This is a genomic window from Streptomyces sp. V4I2 (genome assembly GCF_030817655.1).
Taxonomy (GTDB): domain Bacteria; phylum Actinomycetota; class Actinomycetes; order Streptomycetales; family Streptomycetaceae; genus Streptomyces; species Streptomyces plumbiresistens.
The window spans coordinates 4221324-4242220 of record NZ_JAUSZM010000003.1; the positions used below are offsets into that span (position 1 = coordinate 4221324).

Sequence of the window (20897 nt, forward strand, 5' to 3'; positions counted from 1 at the left end):
AGGAGACAGGGCATGGAATTCAGCCAGCCGGACCGGCTTTTCAAGGTGTGGGACTACTCGGTCACGCATCGGACCCTGCGCCTGCGCAGCGACGCGTATCTCGACCTTGAGGCCGGGCCGCGTATCGAGGTGGTCGCCGGCCATGTCGACGTCATGTTCCTCCGCTCGACGATGAGGGGACTGACCATCCGTAGGGTCTCCTCCACCGACGAGGTGGAGGCGGTGGCCGAGCGGTACGGCATCACCGAGGACCTGGACTACATGTTCCTGCTGGAGTCCGCCGACGGACCGGGCCTCATCATGTCGGGGAACCCGTCCTGGGCCATGGCCGACTGTCCCATCGACGCACCGTCCCTGTTCTCCAGGGCAGGTGAGGTCAACCGCTACCCCGATGGCGTGATGGGGCAGATCGACTAGCAGGAAACAGCCGCTGCGCGGCGGTCGAGTCCAGTTCGAGGGATGGCTATGAGATCGTTCTCCGTCCAAGGGCGTCAGTTCAAGGCCCTGATCATCCTGAGCGACTACAACGACTACGAGTCGATGGAAGTCGTCGAGATGATCGACGACAAGCGGGAAGAGCTCCTGCTGGAGTTCCGCTTCAACGACAGTTCGGCCCGGCTGAGCTACATCCGTCCGGAGATCGACATTCCTCTGCTCAGGGCTTCCCTGGACGTGTTCCGGGAGGAGTTCCTGGAGCCGAGGAAAGCGAGTGGCCTGCCCTGTCCGCCCTGGTGACAGGGTGTGACGCGGGGCTCTGCCGGCCCTCGCGGGACATGTGAGACGACAGCTCCCCCGGAGATCCCTCCGGGGGAGCTGTCCGTTGCGGGGTCCCATCTCCGGCTTGCGGGGCCTCACCCCCGGCTTGCGGTGACTTTCGCGTGACGCCGGTGCACCGAGCCGCACACTCTTACCGGTATCTCATCCATCCACAGCCTCCCCCCAGGCAAGGCACAGTCCGCGCCCATCCGGCGCGGGCATCGTGCCCGGGTGACATCAGCCACCGATCCCCATCCCCACCCGACCGTGACCCCCGACCTGCCGCCGCCGGCCCCGCCCGCGGCGGCGCCGGACAAGGCACCCCGCTGGTCGCTCCCCGCGCTGATCGCGATCATGATCCTGGCGGCGGTGCTCTACGCCTGGAACCTGTCCGGCGCGGGCCTGAACAGCTTCTACAGCGCGGCCGTGCTGAGCGGCACGCAGAGCTGGAAGGCCTGGTTCTTCGGCTCGTTGGACGCCGGCAACTTCATCACCGTCGACAAGCCGCCCTTCGCGCTGATGGTCATGGGCCTGTCGTGCCGGATCCTCGGGTACGGCACCTGGCAGATGATGGCGCCGGTGATCGCGGCCGCGCTCGGCACGATCTGGATCCTGCACTCGTCCGTGAAGCGGGTGTTCGGGCACGCGGCGGCGGCCGTCGCCGCGCTGGTCCTCGCCCTGACCCCGATCACCGTCGCCATCAACCGCGACAACAACCCCGACACGCTGCTGGTGCTGCTGATGGTGGGCGGTGCGGCGCTGGCCCTGCGGGCGGTCCGTACGGACCGGTTGCTGCCGCTGATCGGCTCCGCGGTGTGCTTCGGGCTCGCCTTCAACACCAAGATGCTGCAGGGCTACATCGCCCTGCCGGCCGTCTTCGCCGTGTACGTGTACGCGTCGAGGCTCGGCTGGAAGAAGAAAGTCGTGAACCTGTGCCTGGCGGCCGTGGCACTCGCCGTCTCCAGCTTCTGGTGGGCGGCGGCCGTGTCCCTGGTGCCCGCCTCCTCGCGGCCGTACATCGGCGGCTCGACGGACGGCACCGCCTGGAACCTGATCATGGGCTACAACGGCCTGGGCCGGATCTTCGGCGGCGAGGGCAACGGCGGGGGCGGGGGCGGCGGAGGCGGCGGCTTCTCCGGTACGGCGGGCCTCGTGCGCCTCTTCAACGACACTCTCGGCGGCCAGATCTCCTGGCTGATCCCCTTCGCGGCGATCGCCTGCGTCGGCGGCCTGGTGCTGTGCGGCCGAGCGCCACGTACGGATGTGACACGAGCCGCGCTGGTGCTGTGGGGCGGCTGGACCGCGCTGCACTACCTGACGTTCGCCATGGCCGAGGGCACCATGCACCCGTACTACACGACCGCGCTCGCCCCGGGCATCGCGGCGCTGTGCGGGGGCGGCGGCGTCCTGCTGCTGCGCGCGTTCCGCGCCGACCGGCGCTGGGTGTGGGTGCTGCCGGCGGCGCTGGCCGTCACGGCGCTCTGGTCCGTCGTACTGCTGCGCCGGGCCTCCGGCTGGAACACCTGGCTGTGGCCGGCGATCGCGGTGGTCATGGCGCTGGCGATCGCGGGTCTGCTCGTCTTCCGCTCCGGCAACCGGGTACGGCTGCTGGCGGCCTCGATGGTCGCGGCGATCGTCGCCGCGGTGGCGGGCCCGGCCGCGTACGCCTGGTCGGTGCCGTCCGGTTCGGGCGGCGGAGGCGGTATGGGCGGGGGTACGAACCCGACGGCCGGGCCGTCGACGGGGAGCGGCTTCGGGGGTGGCCCCGGTGGGGGCGGTGCCGGCGGCCGGGGTGGCTTCGGTGCCGGTGAGCTGCCGGGCGGGCAGGCCGGGGGACAGCAACAGGGCGACAGCGGCGGTCAAATGACGCCCGGGGGCGGGGGCGGCGAACTGCCCGGCGGCCAGAGCGGCGGCCAGGCTCCGGGCGGTGCCGGTGAAAGGGGCGGTACGCCGCCCGGGGGCACCGGCGTTGCCACCGGCGGCGGTGGCATGGGCGGCGGTGTCATGGGCGGCGGCGCGAGCAGCGAGCTCGTCGCATACCTGGAGAAGCACCAGGACGGCGCCAAGTGGCTGTTGGCCGTGTCGAGTTCGCAGAGTGCCGCGCAGCTCATCGTCAGCAGCGGCGAGCCCGTCATCTCCATGTGGGGCTGGTCCGGCAGCGACAAGGCGATGACCCTCGCCAAGCTCAAGGAGCTGGTGAAGAAGGGCGAGTTGCACTACGTCCAGCTCGGTGGCGGCGGAATGGGCGGCGGTGTGGGTGATTCCGGCGTCAGTTCGGCGGTCACGGCGTGGGTGCAGGAGAACGGGACGGCGGTGAAGGAGAGCGAGTACAGCTCCACGACGGACTCGAGTTCCACGCAGAACCAGTCCACGATCTACCGCCTGGACGCATCGGACGTCAGCTGACAGTTCAGCTCACAGTCCAACGCCCCTGACCTTCGGGTCGGGGGGCGTTTTGGTATGTCAACTCGCGTAGACAAAGGGCAAATTGTCGGTCTCGGTCATCTGATGGACACGTCCGGTTCATGGACAGGAATGCATGTCCATGTCACGCTCCCGATTGCCTGCTCATTCAACCCGCGTAGAACGGACACCCCCGATGCCCGTCAGCCCCATACGCACGCGCCGCTGGAAGCCCCTGGCGCTCGCCGTCTCCGCCGTCCTGGTCACCCTCGCCACCCCCGCGCTGACCGCGACCCCGGCCGCGGCCACGACGACCGCGTACGACACGACGTACTACAAGAACGCGGTCGGCAAGACGGGGACGAGCCTCAAGTCCTCCCTGCACACGATCATCAGCAGCCAGACGAAGATCTCGTACTCCGCGGTCTGGAACGCGCTCATGGCCACCGACCAGGACCCGAACAACAGCAACAACGTGATCCTGCTGTACAGCGGTGTCTCGCGCGCCAAGTCCCTCAACGGCGGTGACGTCGGCGACTGGAACCGCGAGCACACCTGGGCCAAGTCCCACGGCGACTTCGGCGAGGTGACCGGTCCCGGCACGGACCTGCACCACCTGCGCCCCTGTGACGTCCAGGTCAACAGCACCCGCGGCAACCTGGACTTCGACAACGGCGGCAGCACCGTCACCAACGGCGGCGGCAGCACCGTCGACTCCGACTCCTTCGCGCCGCGCACCGCGGACCGGGGCGACGTGGCCCGCATGATCCTCTACATGGCCGTGCGCTACGAGGGCGACGACGGCTTCGCCGACCTGGAACCCAACGAGAAGGTCGGCAACGGCTCCAACCCCTACATGGGCAAGCTCGCCGTCCTCAAGGCGTGGAACGAGGCGGACCCGCCGAGCGCCTTCGAGGAGCGCCGCAACCAGGTCATCTACGACACGTACCAGAAGAACCGCAACCCGTTCATCGACCACCCTGAGTGGGTCGAGGCGATCTGGTAGCAGCACGGCGGAAGGGGCCCGGCCGAAGAGACCGAGATCAGGCCGGGCCCTCGATCGCTTCCGCCAAACGCGCTACGGCGGCCAGGCCCGGGAGGCTCCGCAGCGAGGCGACGACCCGATCGCTCGCGAACTCGCGCTGCGCGGCGGTCACGGTCGAATCGACCGCGCACTCGGCCTGTACGTAGATGAAGTTCAGGTCCGTTGCGAACAGCATCGAGAACGATCCCAGGCCCTTGAGGACCCCGGGGCCTCCGGCATCCCGATACGCCCGCATCAGCCGCCGTGCGGAATCGGCGTGGAAGTCGTTCCCGCCCGCCCATACGTACACGGCACGGGCAAGTTCCCGCTCCGCCGATATGACCCCGGCATTGTCACTGCCCCAGCGCGCCACGGGTGACCGGTGTCATCGTCCATGGTCCGGTGCCGAGCGCGTAGGTGTCCGCGATGAAGTCCGCTGCGCTCTGCATGAAGGTGCCTCTCCGGCTGCGTGGTTGGGCTCTCAAGACTGGCGTGTCTTCGTCGGCACCGCGGAACCGCGTCCCTCGACCGCCATCTGACGGCCACCTCAGCCCAGATGCGTCGCCGCGAACATCCGCAGCACCACCGGGAGGACGACCACCGCAGGCCCGGGTGACGCCAGTGCCTTCGACAGGTCGTCCGACAGGGTCTCCGGGCTCGTACGGACCCCGGGAACGCCGAAGGACTCGGCCAGGGCCACGTAGTCCGGGCGGGTCAGTTCCGTCGCCGTCGCCTCGCCGAAGGCGTCCGTCATGTACTCGCGGAGGATGCCGTAGCCGCCGTCGTCGACGATCAGCCAGGTGACGTTCAGGTCGTACTGGCGGGCGGTGGCCAGTTCGGCGATCGAGTAGAGGGCGCCGCCGTCGCCCGAGACCGCGAGCACCGGGCGGGTGGGGTCGGCTGCCGCCGCGCCCAGGGCGGCCGGGTACGCGTAGCCGAGGCCGCCGGCGCCCTGGGCGGAGTGCATGTGGTTCGGGCCCTTGGCGTCGAAGGCCGACCAGGCCCAGTAGGCGAGGATCGTCATGTCCCAGAAGGACGGGGAGTCGGCGGGCAGCGCCTTACGGACGGACGTCAACAGGTCCTGTTCCAGGGTGAGTTCCTGGGAGGCGATGCGTGCGGCGACCTTCGCGAGGAGCTCACGGACACGCTCCGGTGCGGAGGTGTCCGAGCGCTCGGCCACCGTCTCCAGCAGCGCCTGCAACGCCAGTCGCGCGTCCGCGTGGATGCCCAGGGCGGGGTGGTTGGCCTCCAGTTTGCCGAGGTCCGCCTCGATCTGGATGACCCGGCCGCGGGGCCTGAACGTGTGGTAGTTGGAGGAGAGTTCGCCCAGGCCCGAGCCGATGACGAGGAGTACGTCCGCGTCCTCCAGGAAGTCCGTGGTGTGGCGGTCCTCCAGCCAGGACTGCAACGACAGCGGGTGCTTCCAGGGGAACGCGCCCTTGCCGCCGGGCGTGGTGACCACCGGGGCCTGGAGCATCTCCGCCAGCTGCTTCAGCTTGCCCGACGCGTCCGCCCGTACGACTCCCCCGCCCGCGATGATCGCGGGCCGCTCCGCACGCGACAGCAGGTCGGCTGCCACCGCCGTCAGTTCGGGGCGCGGCGGCAGTTCCTCGGGGAAGGCGTCGCCGCCCGTCACCACGGGGATGGTCGTCTCGGCCAGCAGCACGTCCTGCGGGATCTCCACCCACACCGGACCGTGCGGGGCGGAGAGCGCCGACTTCCAGGCCGCATCGATCGCGGACGGGATCTGGGACTGGGAGCGGACCGTGTGAACCGACTTCACGACCCCCCGGAACGAGGCCGACTGGTCCGGCAGTTCATGCAGATAACCGTGGCGGCCGCCGCCCAGCCCCGCCGTCGGGATCTGGCTGCTGATCGCCAGGACGGGGGCGGACGCGGCGGCGGCCTCCTGGAGCGCCGCCAGGGACGTCAGCGCCCCCGGCCCCGTCGACAGCAGCAGCGGGGCCGCCTCGCCCGTGATCCGGCCGTACGCGTCCGCCGCGAAGCCCGCGTTGTTCTCCACCCGCAGGCCGATGTACCGCAGGTCGGAGCGGCGCAGCGCGTCGAACATCCCCAGCGCGTGCTGGCCGGGCAGGCCGAAGACGGTCGTCGTACCGAGCGCGGCCAGGGTCTCCACGACCAGGTCTCCGCCGTTGCGGCCGGGAGGAGGGTTCAGCGCGGCGGAGATCTGCTGCTCCGTCGGGCGGAGCACCAGGTCGTGGTCGTGAGTCACTTCGCTTCCGAGTCCTTCCGGGCCGCTGCGATCTGCCGGGACATGATCGTGGTCAGTTCGTACGCCGTGTGGGATGCCGCCACCGACGTGATCTCCGCGTGATCGTACGCGGGGGCCACCTCGACGACATCCGCCGAGACCAGGTTGCAGCCGGCCAGGCCCCGCAGGATCTCCAGCAGCTCGCGGGAGGTCATGCCGCCCGCCTCGGGGGTGCCGGTGCCGGGTGCGTGCGCCGGGTCGAGGCAGTCGATGTCGATGGAGATGTAGAGGGGACGGTCGCCGATGCGTTGGCGGAGCTGGTCGGCCACCTCGTCGGCGCCCCGCCGGTAGACGTCGGAGGACGTGACGATGCCGAAGCCCAGCTTCTCGTCGTCGGTGAGGTCCTGCTTGCCGTAGAGGGGGCCGCGGATGCCGACGTGCGACAGCGCCGACGTGTCCAGGATCCCCTCCTCCACCGCCCGCCGGAACGGCGTCCCGTGCGTGTACTCGGCGCCGAAGTACGTGTCCCAGGTGTCGAGATGTGCGTCGAAGTGCAGCAGCGCCACCGGGCCGTGCCGCTTCGCCACCGACCGCAGCAGCGGCAGCGCGATGGTGTGGTCGCCGCCCAGGGTCATGAGCCGCGCGCCCGTGCCCAGCAGCTCGTCGGCCGCCGCCTCGACCGTCTCCACGGCCTCGTGAATGTTGAACGGGTTCACCGCGATGTCGCCGCCGTCGGCCACCTGGGCCAGCGCGAAGGGGGACGCGTCCTGCGCCGGGTTGTACGGCCGCAGCAGCCGGGACGCCTCGCGGATCGCGTTGCCGCCGAAGCGGGCACCCGGCCGGTACGAGACGCCCGAGTCGAACGGCACCCCGACCACGGCGACGTCGGCACGGCCGACCTCGTCTAGGCGGGGCAGCCGGGCGAAGGTCGCGGGACCGGCGTACCGCGGGATGCGGGACGAGTCGACGGGGCCGCGGGGTGTCTCGTTGCTGCTCATGAGGTACTGCCTTCTTTTCTACGCTTCGTCGCGTATGGAGTGTTATGTACTGCTTCTCGTACGACTCTACGGGGCCTGGCTACTGGGAAGCCGGGACCGGCGTGGCCGCGACGTCGGGCGCCCGCCCGGCGAGGCGCTCGCGCCAGGCCGCGAGGACGGCCGCGTCGGTGGGCTTCGTCGCCAGGGAGACGACGAGGTACACGGCCAGGGAGGACAACAGGCCGTAGTAGACGGGCTCGTTGGCGAGAATGCCGTAGGACGCCATCAGGCCGATGACCGCGAGGCCGCCGACGATCACGGAGGCGAGGGCGCCCTGCACGGTGCCGCGCTTCCACAGCAGCCCGCCGAGGATCGGGACCAGGAGGCCGCCGACGAGGAGGTTGTAGGCGACGGTCAGCGCCTCGACGACGTTGTTCAGCGCGATGGCGGTACAGATCACCGCCACGCCCATGACGAGGATGAAGGCGCGGTTGCCCCTGACCTCGTCGTGCTCCTCACCGGGCCCCCGGACCATCCCCCGCAGCCGCGACCAGATGTCGTTGTTGGCGACGGTCGCGCAGGCGATGAGCGCGCCGGAGGACGTCGACATGACGGCCGCGAGCGCCGCGGCCAGCACCAACCCCCTCACGCCCATCGGGAGTTCGTCCTTCACGATGGTCGCGAAGGCGTCGTCCGCGTTGGCCAGGTTCGGGTAGAGCACCTTGGCCGCCGTACCGATGACGGCGCCGGCGAGGGCGTACACGAGACAGTAGGTACCCGCGACCGTGCCGCCCCACTTCGCCGTCGTGTCGCTGCGCGCGGTGAACACGCGCTGCCAGATGTCCTGCCCGATGAGCATGCCGAACGTGTAGATCAGCACGTAGGTGAAGATCGTCTCGCCGCCGATGCCCAGCGGGTCGAAGTACTCGGTGGGCAGCTGCGCCTTCATCTCGCTGAAGCCGCCCGCCTTCACGACGGCGATGGGGAGCAGCAGGAGCAGGACGCCGACGGTCTTCACCACGAACTGCACCATGTCCGTCAGCGTGATCGACCACATGCCGCCCAGGGTGGAGTACGCGACGACGATCGAGCCGCCGAGGATGATCGCGACGGTCCGGTTCATGTCGAAGAGGACGTCGAAGATCGTGGCGTACGCGATGGTCGAGGTGACGGCGAGCATGAGGGTGTACGCCCACATGACCACGCCGGAGATGACGCCGGCCCGGCCGCCGTAGCGAAGGTCCAGCATCTCGGAGACGGTGTAGACCCTGAGGCGGGCGATGCGGGCGGAGAAGAAGACGGACAGGGCCAGCAACCCGAGGCCGATGGTGAAGACCATCCAGGCGCCGGAGAGGCCGTACTGGTAGCCGAGGCCCACGCCGCCGATGGTGGAGGCGCCGCCGAGGACGATGGCGGCCATGGTGCCGGAGTACATGGCGGGGCCCAGCCGCCGTCCGGCGACCAGGAAGTCGCTCTTCGACCTGGCGCGGCGCATGCCCCACCAGCCCATGGCCAGCATGCCTGCCAGATAGACGACGATCACTGCGTAGTCGACGGCCACGGGGCCCTCCTTCACTCGGTGTCGCCTGCGGGTGACGAACACCGACACTAGGTGGCCGGAAAGCGACTGCGAAGTGTACGTTTCATCCATTCGAGCCGCTCCGAGTGGAGGGAACGTCCACCATGCCGGACCCCGCTGTCCCTCCCACCCCACCGGTCCCGCTGGCGGCCCTCCTGGCCCGCGAGGACCTCGCCCTGCGGCAGATCGCGGGGCCGTCCGACCCGGACATCGTCATCCACTGGGCGCACACCTCGGAGATGGCGGACCCGTACCCGTACCTGCTGGGCGGCGAGCTGCTGCTGACGGCCGGGGTGCACATCCCGGAGGCGGCGGGCTCGGGGACGTACTTCGACGACTACGTCTCCCGGATCGTCGCGGCGGGCGGCGCGGCCCTCGGCTTCGGGGTGGCGCCGGTGCACGACACGGTGCCGCGGGCGCTGGTCGCGGCCTGCGAGGCGTACGAACTGCCGCTGGTGGAGGTCCCGCCGCAGACCACCTTCTCTGGCGTGGCCCGCGCGGTCTGGCAGCTGATGGCCCAGGCCCGCCTCGCCGAACTCCGCCGCGTCACCGAGGCCCAGCAGAGCCTGGCCGCCGCAGCCTCCCGCCCCGACCCGATCCCCTCCGTCCTGCACCGGCTCGCCCAGCGCGTGGGCGGCCGGGCGGTGCTGTACGGGCCGGAGGGAACCGAGATCGCGGCGGCGGGGCGGACGGAGCCGGGGCGCGGGGTGCCGGAGGCGCTGGCCGGGTTGGCGGAGGTCGTGCGGCCGAGTACCGCTTCCGGGCGGCCCGGCGGCGCGCCGCCGCCGGTCGGCGGGGTGCGAGAAACGCCGGCCGGGTTGGCAGAGGCCCTGCGACCCGACACCACCTCCCGGCGGCCCGGCGGGACGCCACCGCCAGCAGGCGAGGGGCGAGAAACCCCGGCCGGGTTGGCAGAGGCCCTGCGACCCGATACCGCCTCCCGGCGGCCCGGCGGGACGCCACCGCGGCAGGGCGAGCCTCTCGCCGCGGACCGCACGGCCCCGGCCGTCGGCGGCTCGGCGGGCTCTGGTGCCACCGGCGGAGCCGCGGTCCCTGATGCCACCGGCGGGGCCGCGGGCCCGGGTGCCACTCACAGCTCCGCGGGCCCTGGTGCCACCCACAGCTCCGCCGGCCCTGATGCCACTCACGGCTCCGCGGGCCCTGGTGCCGCCCGCGTCCGCATCACTCCGGCCGCCGGCGGCTCGTCAGCCTCTGGTGCCACCGGCGCCCGTCCCGCCACCAGCCTCCCCGCCTCCGCCCCCACCTCCGCCACTGACACCATCGCCGGCACCCACCTCGCCGCCTACGCCCTCGGTGCCGGTCAGGGCTTCGTGCTCGGCGTCACCGCCCCGCGGCGACAACCCGGGGATCACGCCATCGCGTCCGTCGCCGCCGTGCTGCTGGCCCTGCTCACCGGCGAGCACCAGAGCGGTACGGGGGCGGCCAGATCCTCCGCGCTGGTACGGGTGCTGCTGGGCGCCGCGCCGGAGGCGGTCGCGCCGCTCCTCGGCGGGGAGCGGTGGGTCGTCGTGCACGCGCGGCCGGACGGCCACGCTCCCGACGCCGTGGCGTCCTCCGCGCTGGGCGCGTCGCTCGGCTCGCCGCTGGTCGACCTGGCGCGGGACGTCGTACGCGTGCTGGTGCCGGCCGAGCGCGAACCGGCGCCGCAGCCCGGCTGGACGCTGGGCGTCAGCGCCGCCGTCGGTCCGGGCGAATGGGCCTCCGCCGACGCCCAGGCGGGCCGTGCCCTGGCCCGGGCCCGGGCCACCCGCACGCCGCTGGTCCGGCACGGCGCACGCCCGGCCCTGGCCGACCTGGTCCCCGAGGAGGAGGCCGAGGCGCACGCCCGGGCGCTGCTGGCGCCCCTCACACCCGTGCTCGCCGAGACGCTGCGCACCTGGCTGTCGCTGCACGGCAGTTGGGACCGTACGGCGGTGGCGCTGGGCGTGCACCGCAACACCGTGCGGCAGCGCATCGCCCGGTGCGCGGCGCTGCTGGCGGCGGACCTGGACGAGCCGGACGTACGGATGGAGCTGTGGTTCGCGCTGCGGCGGCTCTGACCACCAAGCGGATCACTACGCGGGCCCCCACATGGACCACCGCATGGATCACCGCATGGACCACCACGTGACCCACGTCCCAGCGTGCGGGACGACGGGTGTTCGCACGGAGGTCTGCCTCACAATGGGGGACATGCCGATATCCGGGACCCCCAGCCGCGACGAGCTCGTCGAGCACCTTGTGAAGACCCGTATCGCGGGCGACGTCGCCACCCCGCGTGAGAACAACCTCTCCCACTACCGCCAGCTCGCCAACGGCGTCCGCAACTTCTGGCTCGGCCTGGAACTCGGCGACCGCTGGACCGACGAGCAGGACGTGCTCGCGGTGATGGCGGAGCGGGTGGGTGTGAACGACGACCCGGAGTACCGCTACGGACAGGACACCATCGACCCCCAGCTGACGGTGGCCGGCCTGGAGCGCATGGCGGGCCGGCTGCGCAAGGCGGCCGACGGACAGCAGCGGGTCCTGTTCGCCACCGGCCACCCGGGCGGCCTGCTCGACGTGCACCGGGCCACGGCCGACGCCCTGCGCACGGCCGGCTGCGAGATCGTGGTCATCCCGGACGGGCTGCAGACGGACGAGGGGTACGTCATGCAGTTCGCGGACGTGGCGGTCCTGGAGCACGGCGCGACCCTGTGGCACACGCACTCCGGCGAGCCGATGAAGGCCATCCTCACCGCCCTGGAGCGCGCGGGCCGCCCGCTGCCCGACCTGGTCGTCGCCGACCACGGCTGGGCGGGCTACGCCGGCCAGCACGGCGTCGACTCCGTCGGATACGCCGACTGCAACGACCCGGCGCTGTTCCTCGCGGAGGCGGAGGGCACGGTCCAGGTGTCGGTCCCGCTCGACGACCATGTGGTCAGCCCGCGCTACTACGACCCGATGACGGCGTATCTGTTGGCGGAGGCGGGGCTGGTCTGAGCCCTCAGCGTCTGGGGGCGCGGACCACGCCTTCCTGGATGACCGAGATGGCGAGCTGCCCGTCCTGGGTGTAGATGCGGGCTTGGCCGAGGCCTCGGCCGCCGTGGGCCGAGGGTGACTCCTGGTCGTAGAGGAGCCATTCGTCGGCGCGGAACGGGCGGTGGAACCACATCGCGTGGTCCAGGGAGGCGCCGACGACGTCACCGACCGCCCAGCCGCCGCGGCCGTGCGCGAGGAGCACCGAGTCGAGGAGCGTCATGTCGGAGACGTACGTGGCGAGGACGACATGCAGCAGCGGTTCGTCAATAGCACCGCCGAGTTTGCCGTTGGTGCGGAACCAGACCTGGGAGTGCGGCTCGCGCGGCTCGCCGAAGGTGCCGTACGGCGGCTCGTCGACGTAACGCAGGTCGATCGCCTCGCGGGCCTCCAGGAACCTCTCCACGACCTCCGGGGCGAGGTGGCCGTAGCCGCGCAGCCGCTCCTCGGAGGTGGGCAGCGTGACGGGGTCGACGGAGAGCGGCATCGGAGTCTGGTGCTCGAAGCCCTCCTCGTGCCGCTGGAAGGAGGCGGACAGCGCGAAGATCGGCTGGCCGTGCTGGACGGCGACGACGCGGCGCGCGGTGAAGGAACGGCCGTCGTTCATGCGGTCGACCGTGTAGACGATCGGCGCGCCGGGGTCGCCGGGACGCAGGAAGTACGCGTGGAGCGAGTGGGCGAGGCGGTCCTCGGGGACCGTCCGCCCGGCGGCGACGAGCGCCTGGGCCGCGACCTGCCCACCGAAGACGCGGGGGACGACGGCGGACCGGGACCGGCCGCGGAAGATGTTCTCCTCGATCTGCTCGATGTCGAGCAGATCGAGGAGACTCTGTAGTGCCTGACTCATGCAGTCATTTCTACTGGTCAGTGTTTTCGGCGGTCTTACAGACCCATGTCCTTCGCGATGATCGACTTCATGATCTCGCTGGTGCCGCCGTAGATGCGGTTGACGCGGTTGTCCGCGTACAGGCGGGCGATCGGGTACTCGTTCATGAAGCCGTAGCCGCCGTGCAGCTGGAGGCAGCGGTCGATCACGCGGTGCGCGACCTCGGTGCAGAACAGCTTGGCGCTGGCGGCCTCGGCGGGGGTCAGCTCGCCCGCGTCGAGGGCCTCGAGCGCGCGGTCGGCGACGGCCTCGGCCGCGTCGACCTCGGCCTGGCAGGCGGCCAGCTCGAACTTGGTGTTCTGGAAGGAGGCGACGGTCTTGCCGAAGACGGTGCGGTCCTGCACGTACTCCTTGGCGAACCGGACCGCGGCCTTGGCCTGCGCGTAGGCGCCGAAGGCGATGCCCCAGCGCTCGGAGGCGAGGTTGTGGCCGAGGTAGTAGAAGCCCTTGTTCTCCTCGCCGAGAAGGTCCTCGACGGGGACCTTGACGTCGACGAACGCCAGCTCGGCGGTGTCGGAGGTCTTCAGGCCGAGCTTGTCGAGCTTGCGGCCGATGGAGTAGCCCTCGGACTTGGTGTCCACCGCGAAGAGGGAGATGCCGAAGCGGCGGTCCTCGGCGGTGGGCGCGGAGGTGCGGGCGCAGACGATCACGCGGTCGGCGTGGACGCCGCCGGTGATGAAGGTCTTGGAGCCGTTGAGGACGTAGTGCGTGCCGTCCTCGGAGAGCTTGGCGGTGGTCTTCATGCCCGCGAGGTCGGAGCCGGTGCCCGGCTCGGTCATCGCGAGCGCCCACATCTCCTCGCCGGAGACGAACTTCGGCAGGAAGCGCTTCTTCTGCTCGTCGGTGGCGAGCATCTTGATGTACGGCAGGCCGAGCAGCACGTGCACACCGGAGCCGCCGAACTGGACGCCCGCGCGGGAGGTCTCCTCGTACATCACGGCTTCGAACTTGTACGAGTCGATGCCGGCGCCGCCGAACTCCTCGTCCACGCGGATGCCGAAGACGCCGAGCTCGGCGAGCTTGTAGTAGAAGTCGCGCGGCGCCTGGCCTGCCGCGAACCACTCGTCGTAGACCGGGACGACCTCGGCCTCGATGAAGGCGCGCAGGGTCTCCCGGAACGCCTCGTGATCCTCGTTGAACACCGTACGGCGCACCGCGCCACCTCCACGTACTCTCGGCATGTCTAAGCGCTTGCTCACTTACCGTACCGGCGAGTACGAAGGCGCGTCCAGGTAACGCTCGTCACGTAAAACCCGGGCCGCGCCCTGGACCCCGACCCTTTCCCCCCACCCACCCAACTCGGTGCGATGAGATGGCACCCCTCACGGGGCTCCGCCCCGGGCCCCGGCAGGGGTTCCGCCCCCCGGCCCGCGAGGCCGCAGCCGCCGACGGCGCTCAACCCCCACGAGGGCCACCCGCACCCGACGACGAGAGTTGTACGGGTGGTGCGGGTGGGAACAACAAAACCCGGCCGGAGGCCGGGTGCACCCCTCACCCACCCGCGGCCGCAAACGCCCCCCGAGCCATCCGATGCAGCAACCCCGCGGTGACCCCCCGCCCCGGCAACGCCCCCGCTCTCCCCAGATGCGGCGTCGAGTTCAGCAGCCCGAACACCGAGTGCACAGCAGACCGCGCCGTCGGCTCGCCGAGCGCCGGGTACACCTTCCGCACCACCTCCACCCACAGCTCGACGTACTGCCGCTGAAGCTGCCGCACCAGCTTGCGGTCACTGTCCCGCAGCCGGTCCAGCTCACGGTCGTGCAGCGTGATCAGCGGACGGTCGTCGAGGGCGAAGTCGATGTGGCCCTCGATCAAGGAGTCGAGGAGGACCTCCGGGTCAACCCCGTCCGCCTCCTGGGCCCGCCGCTTCGCCCCCGTCAGCAGCTGCCCGCTGATCCCCACCAGCAGCTCCGCCAGCATCGCGTCCTTGCCCGCGAAGTGCCGGTACAGACCGGGCCCGCTGATGCCGACCGCGGCACCTATCTCGTCGACGCCGACGCCGTGGAAGCCGCGTTCGGCGAACAGGCGCGCGGCCTCTTTGAGGATCTGCTCGCGGCGGGTGGGGGCGTCGGTTCTCGTGGCCATGAAAGTAATTCTAGACAGGGAGGTTAGCGGTCGTTAACCTGGTGGAAATGGTTAACGCTCATTAACAGTCGATCGCTGGGTGAGGGGACCGCAGGATGCAGGAGGCAGCAGAGCTGACGAGCGCGGCAGATCCCGCGTCCGAGGCCTGGCGGGCCAACGAAAAGGCCCACCTCGCACTCGTCGAGGAACTGCGCGGCAAGCTCGCCGCGGCCCGCCTGGGCGGCGGCGAGAAGGCGCGGGCACGGCACACCGCGCGCGGCAAGCTGCTGCCCCGGGACCGGGTCGACGCCCTCCTCGATCCCGGCTCGCCCTTCCTGGAGCTGGCGCCCCTCGCGGCCGAGGGGATGTACGAGGGACAGGCCCCGGCCGCCGGCGTCATCGCCGGGATCGGCCGGGTCGGCGGGCGCGAGTGCGTGATCGTCGCCAATGACGCCACCGTCAAGGGCGGGACGTACTACCCGATGACGGTCAAGAAGCACCTGCGCGCGCAGGAGGTCGCCCTCGAGAACCGGCTTCCGTGCATCTACCTCGTCGATTCCGGCGGCGCCTTCCTGCCCATGCAGGACGAGGTCTTCCCCGACCGCGAGCACTTCGGGCGGATCTTCTACAACCAGGCCCGGATGTCCGGCGCCCGCATTCCGCAGATCGCCGCGGTGCTCGGGTCGTGCACCGCGGGAGGGGCGTACGTCCCGGCCATGAGCGACGAGGCGGTGATCGTGCGCAACCAGGGGACGATCTTCCTGGGCGGCCCCCCGCTCGTGAAGGCCGCCACCGGCGAGGTCGTCACCGCGGAGGAACTCGGCGGCGGCGAGGTGCACGCGCGCGTGTCCGGTGTCACCGACCACCTCGCGGAGGACGACGCGCACGCCCTGCGGATCGTACGCACCATCGCCGCCACGCTCCCCGCGCGCGGGCCCCTCCCCTGGGAGGTCACGCCCGCCGCAGAGCCCAAGGTCGACCCGTACGGGCTGTACGGCGCCGTGCCGGTGGACTCCCGTACCCCCTACGACGTACGCGAGATCATCGCGCGCGTGGTCGACGGCTCCCGCTTCGCCGAGTTCAAGTCCGAGTTCGGGCAGACCCTCGTCACCGGCTTCGCCCGCATCCAGGGCCACCCGGTGGGGATCGTCGCCAACAACGGCATCCTGTTCTCCGAGTCCGCCCAGAAGGGCGCCCACTTCATCGAGCTCTGCGACCAGCGCGGGATCCCGCTCCTGTTCCTGCAGAACGTCTCCGGCTTCATGGTCGGCAAGGACTACGAGGCCGGCGGCATCGCCAAGCACGGCGCCAAGATGGTCACGGCCGTCGCCTGCACGCGCGTGCCGAAGCTGACGGTCGTGGTCGGCGGGTCGTACGGCGCCGGGAACTACTCCATGTGCGGCCGGGCCTACTCCCCCCGCTTCCTGTGGATGTGGCCCAACGCCAAGATCTCCGTCATGGGCGGCGAACAGGCCGCGTCGGTCCTGGCCACCGTGAAGCGGGACCAGCTGGAGGCGCGCGGCGAGCAGTGGCCCGCCGAGGAGGAGGACACCTTCAAGGCGCCGATCCGCGCGCAGTACGAACGCCAGGGCAACGCCTACTACGCGACCGCCCGGCTGTGGGACGACGGGGTCATCGACCCGCTCGACACCCGGCAGGTGCTGGGGCTGGCCCTGACGGCGTGTGCCAACGCGCCGCTGGGCGACCCCCAGTTCGGCGTCTTCCGGATGTGAGGGGCGCCATGACGACGAGGGGCTTCACCACGATGTTCGACACAGTCCTTGTGGCCAACCGGGGCGAGATCGCCGTCCGCGTGATCCGTACGCTGCGGTCGCTGGGCGTGCGCTCGGTGGCCGTCTTCTCCGACGCCGACGCGGACGCCCGGCACGTCCGGGAGGCCGACACGGCCGTACGGATCGGTCCGGCGCCCGCCGCCGAGAGCTATCTGTCCGCCGAGCGGCTCCTGGAGGCGGCCGCCCGCACCGGCGCCCAGGCCGTCCACCCCGGCTACGGCTTCCTCGCCGAGAACGCCGGCTTCGCACGCGCGTGCGCCGACGCGGGGCTGGTGTTCATCGGGCCGCCGGCCGACGCCATCTCCCTTATGGGCGACAAGATCCGCGCCAAGGAGACGGTGCAGGCGGCGGGCGTGCCAGTCGTCCCCGGCTCCAGTGGCAGCGGACTCAGCGACGCCCAACTCGCCGACGCCGCCCGGGAGATCGGCGTGCCGGTGCTGCTGAAGCCGAGCGCGGGCGGGGGCGGCAAGGGCATGCGGCTGGTGCGGGACCCCGCGGTCCTCGCCGACGAGATCGCCGCCGCGCGCCGCGAGGCCCGCGCCTCCTTCGGCGACGACACGCTGCTCGTCGAGCGGTGGGTCGACCGGCCCCGGCACATCGAGATCCAGGTCCTGGCGGACGGCCACGGGCACGTGGTCCACCTCGGCGAGCGCGAGTGCTCCCTCCAGCGCCGCCACCAGAAGATCATCGAGGAGGCGCCCAGCGTGCTCCTCGACGACAAGACCCGCGCGGCGATGGGCGAGGCGGCGGTGCAGGCGGCGCGTTCATGCGGGTACGCGGGCGCGGGGACGGTCGAGTTCATCGTCCCCGGGAACGACCCGGCGTCGTACTACTTCATGGAGATGAACACCCGCCTCCAGGTGGAGCACCCGGTCACCGAACTGGTCACCGGCCTCGACCTGGTGGAGTGGCAGCTGCGGGTCGCGGCCGGTGAGCGACTGCCGTACGAACAGGACGACATCAGGCTCACCGGGCACGCGATCGAAGCCCGCCTCTGCGCCGAGGACCCCACCCGCGGGTTCCTGCCCTCCGGCGGGACAGTGCTCGAGCTCCACGAGCCGCAGGGCGACGGCGTACGCACCGACTCCGGGCTCAGCGAGGGCACCGAGGTCGGCAGCCTGTACGACCCGATGCTGTCCAAGGTGATCGCGTACGGCCCGGACCGGGCGACCGCGCTCCGCAAGCTCCGGGCGGCCCTCGCGGAGACGGTCACGCTGGGCGTGCCGACCAACGCCGGGTTCCTGCGGCGGCTGCTCGCGCATCCGGCGGTCGTGGCGGGCGAGTTGGACACGGGGCTGGTCGAGCGGGAGGTCGAAGGGCTCGTACCGGCCGAGGTGCCGCGGGAGGTGTACGTGGCGGCGGCGCTGCTGCGCCAGGCCGCCCTCGGCGGCGCGGAAGGCACCGGCTGGGCCGACCCGTTCTCCGCCACGGACGGCTGGCGCCTGGGCGGCGAACGGGCCTGGACGGCGCACCACCTGCGGGTGGCGGGGCACGACCCGCTCACCGTCCGCGTGCGCAGCACACCGGGCGGCGGGGCGGAGGTACTGCCCGACGGCGCGGAGGTGCCCCTCCCGGTACGCGCGGGTCCGCCCCCGGGCCCGGGCGCCGAGGCGCGCTTCACCGTCCAGCTCGACGGGATCGCCCACACCTTCGCCGCGCTGCCGGACGGCACCTGGCTGGGCCGGGACGGCGACGCGTGGCACGTGCGCGACCACGACCCGGTCGCCGCCTCGCTCACCCGGGCCAGACACGCGGGCGCCGACTCCCTCACCGCACCGATGCCCGGCACGGTCACCGTCGTGAAGGTCGCCGTCGGCGACGAGGTGACCGCCGGGCAGAGCCTGCTGGTCGTCGAGGCGATGAAGATGGAGCACGTCATCTCCGCCCCGCACGCCGGCACGGTCACCGAGCTGGACGTGGCGCCGGGCTCGACGGTCGCCATGGACCAGGTACTGGCGGTCATCGCCCCCGTGGAGGAGGAGACGGCATGAGCACTCCGGAACTGGGCCTACCGATGGTCGTACCGGCCCCGGGCCTGCCCGCGCGCGTCCGCATCCACGAGGTCGGCGCGCGCGACGGCCTGCAGAACGAGAAGGCGACCGTGCCCACCGAGGTCAAAGCGGAGTTCGTCCGCCGGCTGGCCGAGGCCGGCCTGACGACCATCGAGGCCACCAGCTTCGTCCACCCCAAGTGGGTGCCCCAACTGGCCGATGCTGAGCAGCTGTTCCCGCTGGTGAGCGACTTGGAGGTGGCGCTCCCGGTCCTCGTACCGAACGAACGCGGCCTGGACCGGGCCCTCGCGCTGGGCGCCCGTCGCGTCGCCGTCTTCGCGAGCGCCACCGAGTCCTTCGCCAAGGCCAACCTCAACCGCACGGTCGACGAGGCGCTGGCGATGTTCGAGCCGGTGGTGGCGAGGGCCAAGTCACAGGATGTCCACGTGCGCGGCTACCTGTCGATGTGCTTCGGCGACCCGTGGGAGGGCGCGGTCCCGGTCCCCCAGGTCGTCCACGTCTGCCGAGCCCTCCTCGACATGGGCTGCGACGAACTGAGCCTGGGCGACACGATCGGGGTGGCGACGCCGGGCCACGTCCTCGCGCTGCTCACCGAGCTCACGGAACACCGGGTCCCCACAGGTGCGTTGGGCGTGCACTTCCACGACACGTACGGCCAGGCGCTCTCCAACACCCTGGCCGCCCTCCAGTACGGCGTCACCACGGTCGACGCCTCCGCGGGCGGCCTCGGCGGCTGCCCGTACGCGAAGTCCGCGACCGGCAACCTCGCCACCGAAGACCTCGTGTGGATGCTTCAGGGCCTCGGCATCGACACGGGAGTCGACCTCGCCCGCCTCGTCGCCACGAGCGCGTGGATGGCCGAACAACTGGGCCGACCGAGCCCCTCCCGCACCGTCCGAGCCTTGTCCCACAAGGACCCCAAGGAGCAGTGACCTGCCATGGACCACCGTCTCTCCCCCGAGCTGGAGGAACTCCGCCGCACGGTCGAGGAGTTCGCCCACGACGTCGTCGCCCCGAAGATCGGCGACTTCTACGAGCGGCACGAGTTCCCGTACGAGATCGTCCGCGAGATGGGCCGCATGGGCCTGTTCGGGCTGCCGTTCCCGGAGGAGTACGGCGGCATGGGCGGCGACTATCTCGCCCTCGGCATCGCGCTGGAGGAACTCGCGCGCGTCGACTCGTCGGTGGCGATCACGCTGGAGGCGGGCGTCTCGCTGGGCGCGATGCCGATCCATCTGTACGGCACCGAGGCCCAGAAGCGGGAGTGGCTGCCCCGCCTGTGCACGGGCGAGATGCTCGGCGCGTTCGGCCTCACGGAGCCGGACGGCGGCTCCGACGCGGGGGCGACGCATACGACGGCCCGGCTCGACTCGGAGACGAACGAGTGGGTGATCAACGGCACCAAGTGCTTCATCACCAACTCCGGCACGGACATCACCGGGTTGGTCACGGTCACGGCGGTGACGGGCCGCAAGCCGGACGGCAGGCCGCTGATCTCGGCGATCATCGTCCCTTCGGGCACCCCGGGCTTCTCAGTCGCGGCGCCGTACTCGAAGGTCGGCTGGAACGCCTCCGACACCCGCGAGCTGTCGTTCTCCGACGTCCGGGTCCCGGCCGCGAACCTGCTGGGCGAGGAGGGCCGGGGCTACGCCCAGTTCCTGCGCATCCTCGACGAGGGCCGGATCGCCATCGCGGCGCTGGCGACGGGGCTCGCCCAGGGCTGTGTGGACGAGTCGGTGACGTACGCGAAGGAACGCCACGCGTTCGGCCGCCCCATCGGCGCCAACCAGGCCATCCAGTTCAAGATCGCCGACATGGAGATGAAGGCCCACACCGCCCGCCTCGCCTGGCGCGACGCGGCGTCCCGCCTGGTGTCCGGCGACCCCTTCAAGAAGGAGGCCGCCCTGGCGAAGCTGTACTCCTCGACGATCGCCGTGGACAACGCCCGCGACGCCACCCAGATCCACGGCGGCTACGGCTTCATGAACGAGTACCCGGTCGCCCGCATGTGGCGCGACTCCAAGATCCTGGAGATCGGCGAGGGCACGAGCGAGGTGCAGCGGATGCTGATCGCGCGGGAGTTGGGGCTGGTGGGCTGAGCGCGCGGCTCGCCGGCCCGCGTCCGCCGGGGCGGGCCGGCGAGGGCCACTCGGCCCTACCGCCCCAACCGCCG

The 20897-nt window shown here is 71.3% G+C and carries 16 protein-coding genes and 1 pseudogene; 10 read left to right on the forward strand and 7 right to left on the reverse strand.

The features are described 5' to 3' along the window. The first annotated feature begins 12 nt into the window (after positions 1 to 12). From QFZ76_RS19930 to QFZ76_RS19945, 4 genes are all read left to right on the forward strand, one after another. Complete coding sequence (locus tag QFZ76_RS19930) at positions 13 to 417, forward strand: hypothetical protein (RefSeq protein ID WP_307675013.1); 405 nt, start codon at positions 13 to 15, stop codon at positions 415 to 417. 42 nt (positions 418 to 459) lie between these two features. Beyond that, positions 460 to 735 carry a hypothetical protein gene (locus tag QFZ76_RS19935; RefSeq protein WP_307675014.1) on the forward strand — a complete coding sequence of 92 codons (276 nt, stop codon included), beginning with the start codon at positions 460 to 462 and terminating at the stop codon, positions 733 to 735. Between the two features lie 252 nt (positions 736 to 987). After that, positions 988 to 3162, forward strand: coding sequence for a glycosyltransferase family 39 protein (locus QFZ76_RS19940; protein WP_307675015.1), 2175 nt, complete (start codon positions 988 to 990; stop codon positions 3160 to 3162). Between the two features lie 193 nt (positions 3163 to 3355). Next, complete coding sequence (locus tag QFZ76_RS19945; protein ID WP_307675016.1) at positions 3356 to 4165, forward strand: endonuclease I family protein; 810 nt, start codon at positions 3356 to 3358, stop codon at positions 4163 to 4165. Positions 4166 to 4202: 37 nt separating this feature from the next. Here QFZ76_RS19945 and QFZ76_RS19950 read toward each other — a convergent pair. The 4 genes and pseudogenes from QFZ76_RS19950 to QFZ76_RS19965 all read right to left on the reverse strand — a co-directional run. Beyond that, positions 4203 to 4538, reverse strand: a pseudogene (locus QFZ76_RS19950) (aminoglycoside phosphotransferase family protein); the annotation flags it as partial. A gap of 192 nt (positions 4539 to 4730) precedes the next feature. Next, positions 4731 to 6416 (reverse strand): thiamine pyrophosphate-binding protein, encoded by a 1686-nt coding sequence (locus QFZ76_RS19955; protein ID WP_307675017.1) that lies wholly within the window; start codon positions 6414 to 6416, stop codon positions 4731 to 4733. Next, on the reverse strand, positions 6413 to 7393 hold the full coding sequence (gene speB / locus QFZ76_RS19960) for an agmatinase (RefSeq protein WP_307675018.1): 981 nt from the start codon (positions 7391 to 7393) through the stop codon (positions 6413 to 6415). Before speB ends, QFZ76_RS19955 begins: the two co-directional genes overlap by 4 nt. Before the next feature lie 79 nt (positions 7394 to 7472). Then, a complete protein-coding gene (locus QFZ76_RS19965; protein WP_307675019.1) occupies positions 7473 to 8933 on the reverse strand; it encodes a sodium:solute symporter in 1461 nt (486 codons plus the stop codon). 122 nt (positions 8934 to 9055) lie between these two features. Between QFZ76_RS19965 and QFZ76_RS19970 the strand changes: the two genes are divergently transcribed. Both QFZ76_RS19970 and QFZ76_RS19975 read left to right on the forward strand, forming a co-directional pair. Continuing rightward, a complete protein-coding gene (locus QFZ76_RS19970) occupies positions 9056 to 11011 on the forward strand; it encodes a PucR family transcriptional regulator (RefSeq protein WP_307675020.1) in 1956 nt (651 codons plus the stop codon). Between the two features lie 133 nt (positions 11012 to 11144). After that, on the forward strand, positions 11145 to 11933 hold the full coding sequence (locus tag QFZ76_RS19975; protein ID WP_307675021.1) for a phosphatase: 789 nt from the start codon (positions 11145 to 11147) through the stop codon (positions 11931 to 11933). A 4-nt stretch (positions 11934 to 11937) separates the two neighbouring features. Here the strand turns inward: QFZ76_RS19975 and QFZ76_RS19980 are convergent, their stop codons facing one another. The 3 genes from QFZ76_RS19980 to QFZ76_RS19990 form a co-directional block, all read right to left on the reverse strand. Further along, positions 11938 to 12816, reverse strand: coding sequence for an acyl-CoA thioesterase II (locus QFZ76_RS19980; RefSeq protein ID WP_307675022.1), 879 nt, complete (start codon positions 12814 to 12816; stop codon positions 11938 to 11940). A gap of 35 nt (positions 12817 to 12851) precedes the next feature. After that, positions 12852 to 14009 carry an acyl-CoA dehydrogenase family protein gene (locus QFZ76_RS19985; protein ID WP_307680074.1) on the reverse strand — a complete coding sequence of 386 codons (1158 nt, stop codon included), beginning with the start codon at positions 14007 to 14009 and terminating at the stop codon, positions 12852 to 12854. A gap of 337 nt (positions 14010 to 14346) precedes the next feature. Beyond that, the gene (locus QFZ76_RS19990) at positions 14347 to 14940 is read right to left on the reverse strand and encodes a TetR/AcrR family transcriptional regulator (protein ID WP_266439266.1); all 594 of its coding nucleotides are present in this window, start codon (positions 14938 to 14940) and stop codon (positions 14347 to 14349) included. Between the two features lie 95 nt (positions 14941 to 15035). Between QFZ76_RS19990 and QFZ76_RS19995 the strand changes: the two genes are divergently transcribed. From QFZ76_RS19995 to QFZ76_RS20010, 4 genes are read left to right on the forward strand one after another with little or no spacing between them, the layout of a single operon-like run. Beyond that, positions 15036 to 16652 (forward strand): carboxyl transferase domain-containing protein, encoded by a 1617-nt coding sequence (locus QFZ76_RS19995; RefSeq protein WP_307675023.1) that lies wholly within the window; start codon positions 15036 to 15038, stop codon positions 16650 to 16652. Positions 16653 to 16684: 32 nt separating this feature from the next. Then, on the forward strand, positions 16685 to 18703 hold the full coding sequence (locus tag QFZ76_RS20000; protein WP_307680075.1) for an acetyl/propionyl/methylcrotonyl-CoA carboxylase subunit alpha: 2019 nt from the start codon (positions 16685 to 16687) through the stop codon (positions 18701 to 18703). Beyond that, positions 18700 to 19656 (forward strand): hydroxymethylglutaryl-CoA lyase, encoded by a 957-nt coding sequence (locus QFZ76_RS20005; protein ID WP_307675024.1) that lies wholly within the window; start codon positions 18700 to 18702, stop codon positions 19654 to 19656. The genes QFZ76_RS20000 and QFZ76_RS20005 overlap by 4 nt, the downstream gene beginning before the upstream one ends. A 6-nt stretch (positions 19657 to 19662) precedes the next feature. Beyond that, positions 19663 to 20823: an acyl-CoA dehydrogenase family protein gene (locus QFZ76_RS20010; protein WP_307675025.1), complete on the forward strand. Its 1161-nt coding sequence runs from the start codon at positions 19663 to 19665 to the stop codon at positions 20821 to 20823. The last annotated feature ends 74 nt before the right edge of the window (positions 20824 to 20897 follow it).

Excerpts from the sequence above, each read along its gene's own strand:
- QFZ76_RS19930 (WP_307675013.1), top strand. The coding sequence starts at position 13 with ATGGAATTCAGCCAGCCGGACCGGCTTTTCAAGGTGTGGGACTACTCG.
- QFZ76_RS19935 (WP_307675014.1), top strand. The coding sequence starts at position 460 with ATGGCTATGAGATCGTTCTCCGTCCAAGGGCGTCAGTTCAAGGCCCTG.
- QFZ76_RS19945 (WP_307675016.1), top strand. The coding sequence starts at position 3,356 with ATGCCCGTCAGCCCCATACGCACGCGCCGCTGGAAGCCCCTGGCGCTC.
- speB (WP_307675018.1), bottom strand. The coding sequence starts at position 7,393 with ATGAGCAGCAACGAGACACCCCGCGGCCCCGTCGACTCGTCCCGCATC.
- QFZ76_RS19970 (WP_307675020.1), top strand. The coding sequence starts at position 9,056 with ATGCCGGACCCCGCTGTCCCTCCCACCCCACCGGTCCCGCTGGCGGCC.
- QFZ76_RS19975 (WP_307675021.1), top strand. The coding sequence starts at position 11,145 with ATGCCGATATCCGGGACCCCCAGCCGCGACGAGCTCGTCGAGCACCTT.
- QFZ76_RS19980 (WP_307675022.1), bottom strand. The coding sequence starts at position 12,816 with ATGAGTCAGGCACTACAGAGTCTCCTCGATCTGCTCGACATCGAGCAG.
- QFZ76_RS19990 (WP_266439266.1), bottom strand. The coding sequence starts at position 14,940 with ATGGCCACGAGAACCGACGCCCCCACCCGCCGCGAGCAGATCCTCAAA.
- QFZ76_RS19995 (WP_307675023.1), top strand. The coding sequence starts at position 15,036 with ATGCAGGAGGCAGCAGAGCTGACGAGCGCGGCAGATCCCGCGTCCGAG.
- QFZ76_RS20000 (WP_307680075.1), top strand. The coding sequence starts at position 16,685 with ATGTTCGACACAGTCCTTGTGGCCAACCGGGGCGAGATCGCCGTCCGC.
- QFZ76_RS20005 (WP_307675024.1), top strand. The coding sequence starts at position 18,700 with ATGAGCACTCCGGAACTGGGCCTACCGATGGTCGTACCGGCCCCGGGC.
- QFZ76_RS20010 (WP_307675025.1), top strand. The coding sequence starts at position 19,663 with ATGGACCACCGTCTCTCCCCCGAGCTGGAGGAACTCCGCCGCACGGTC.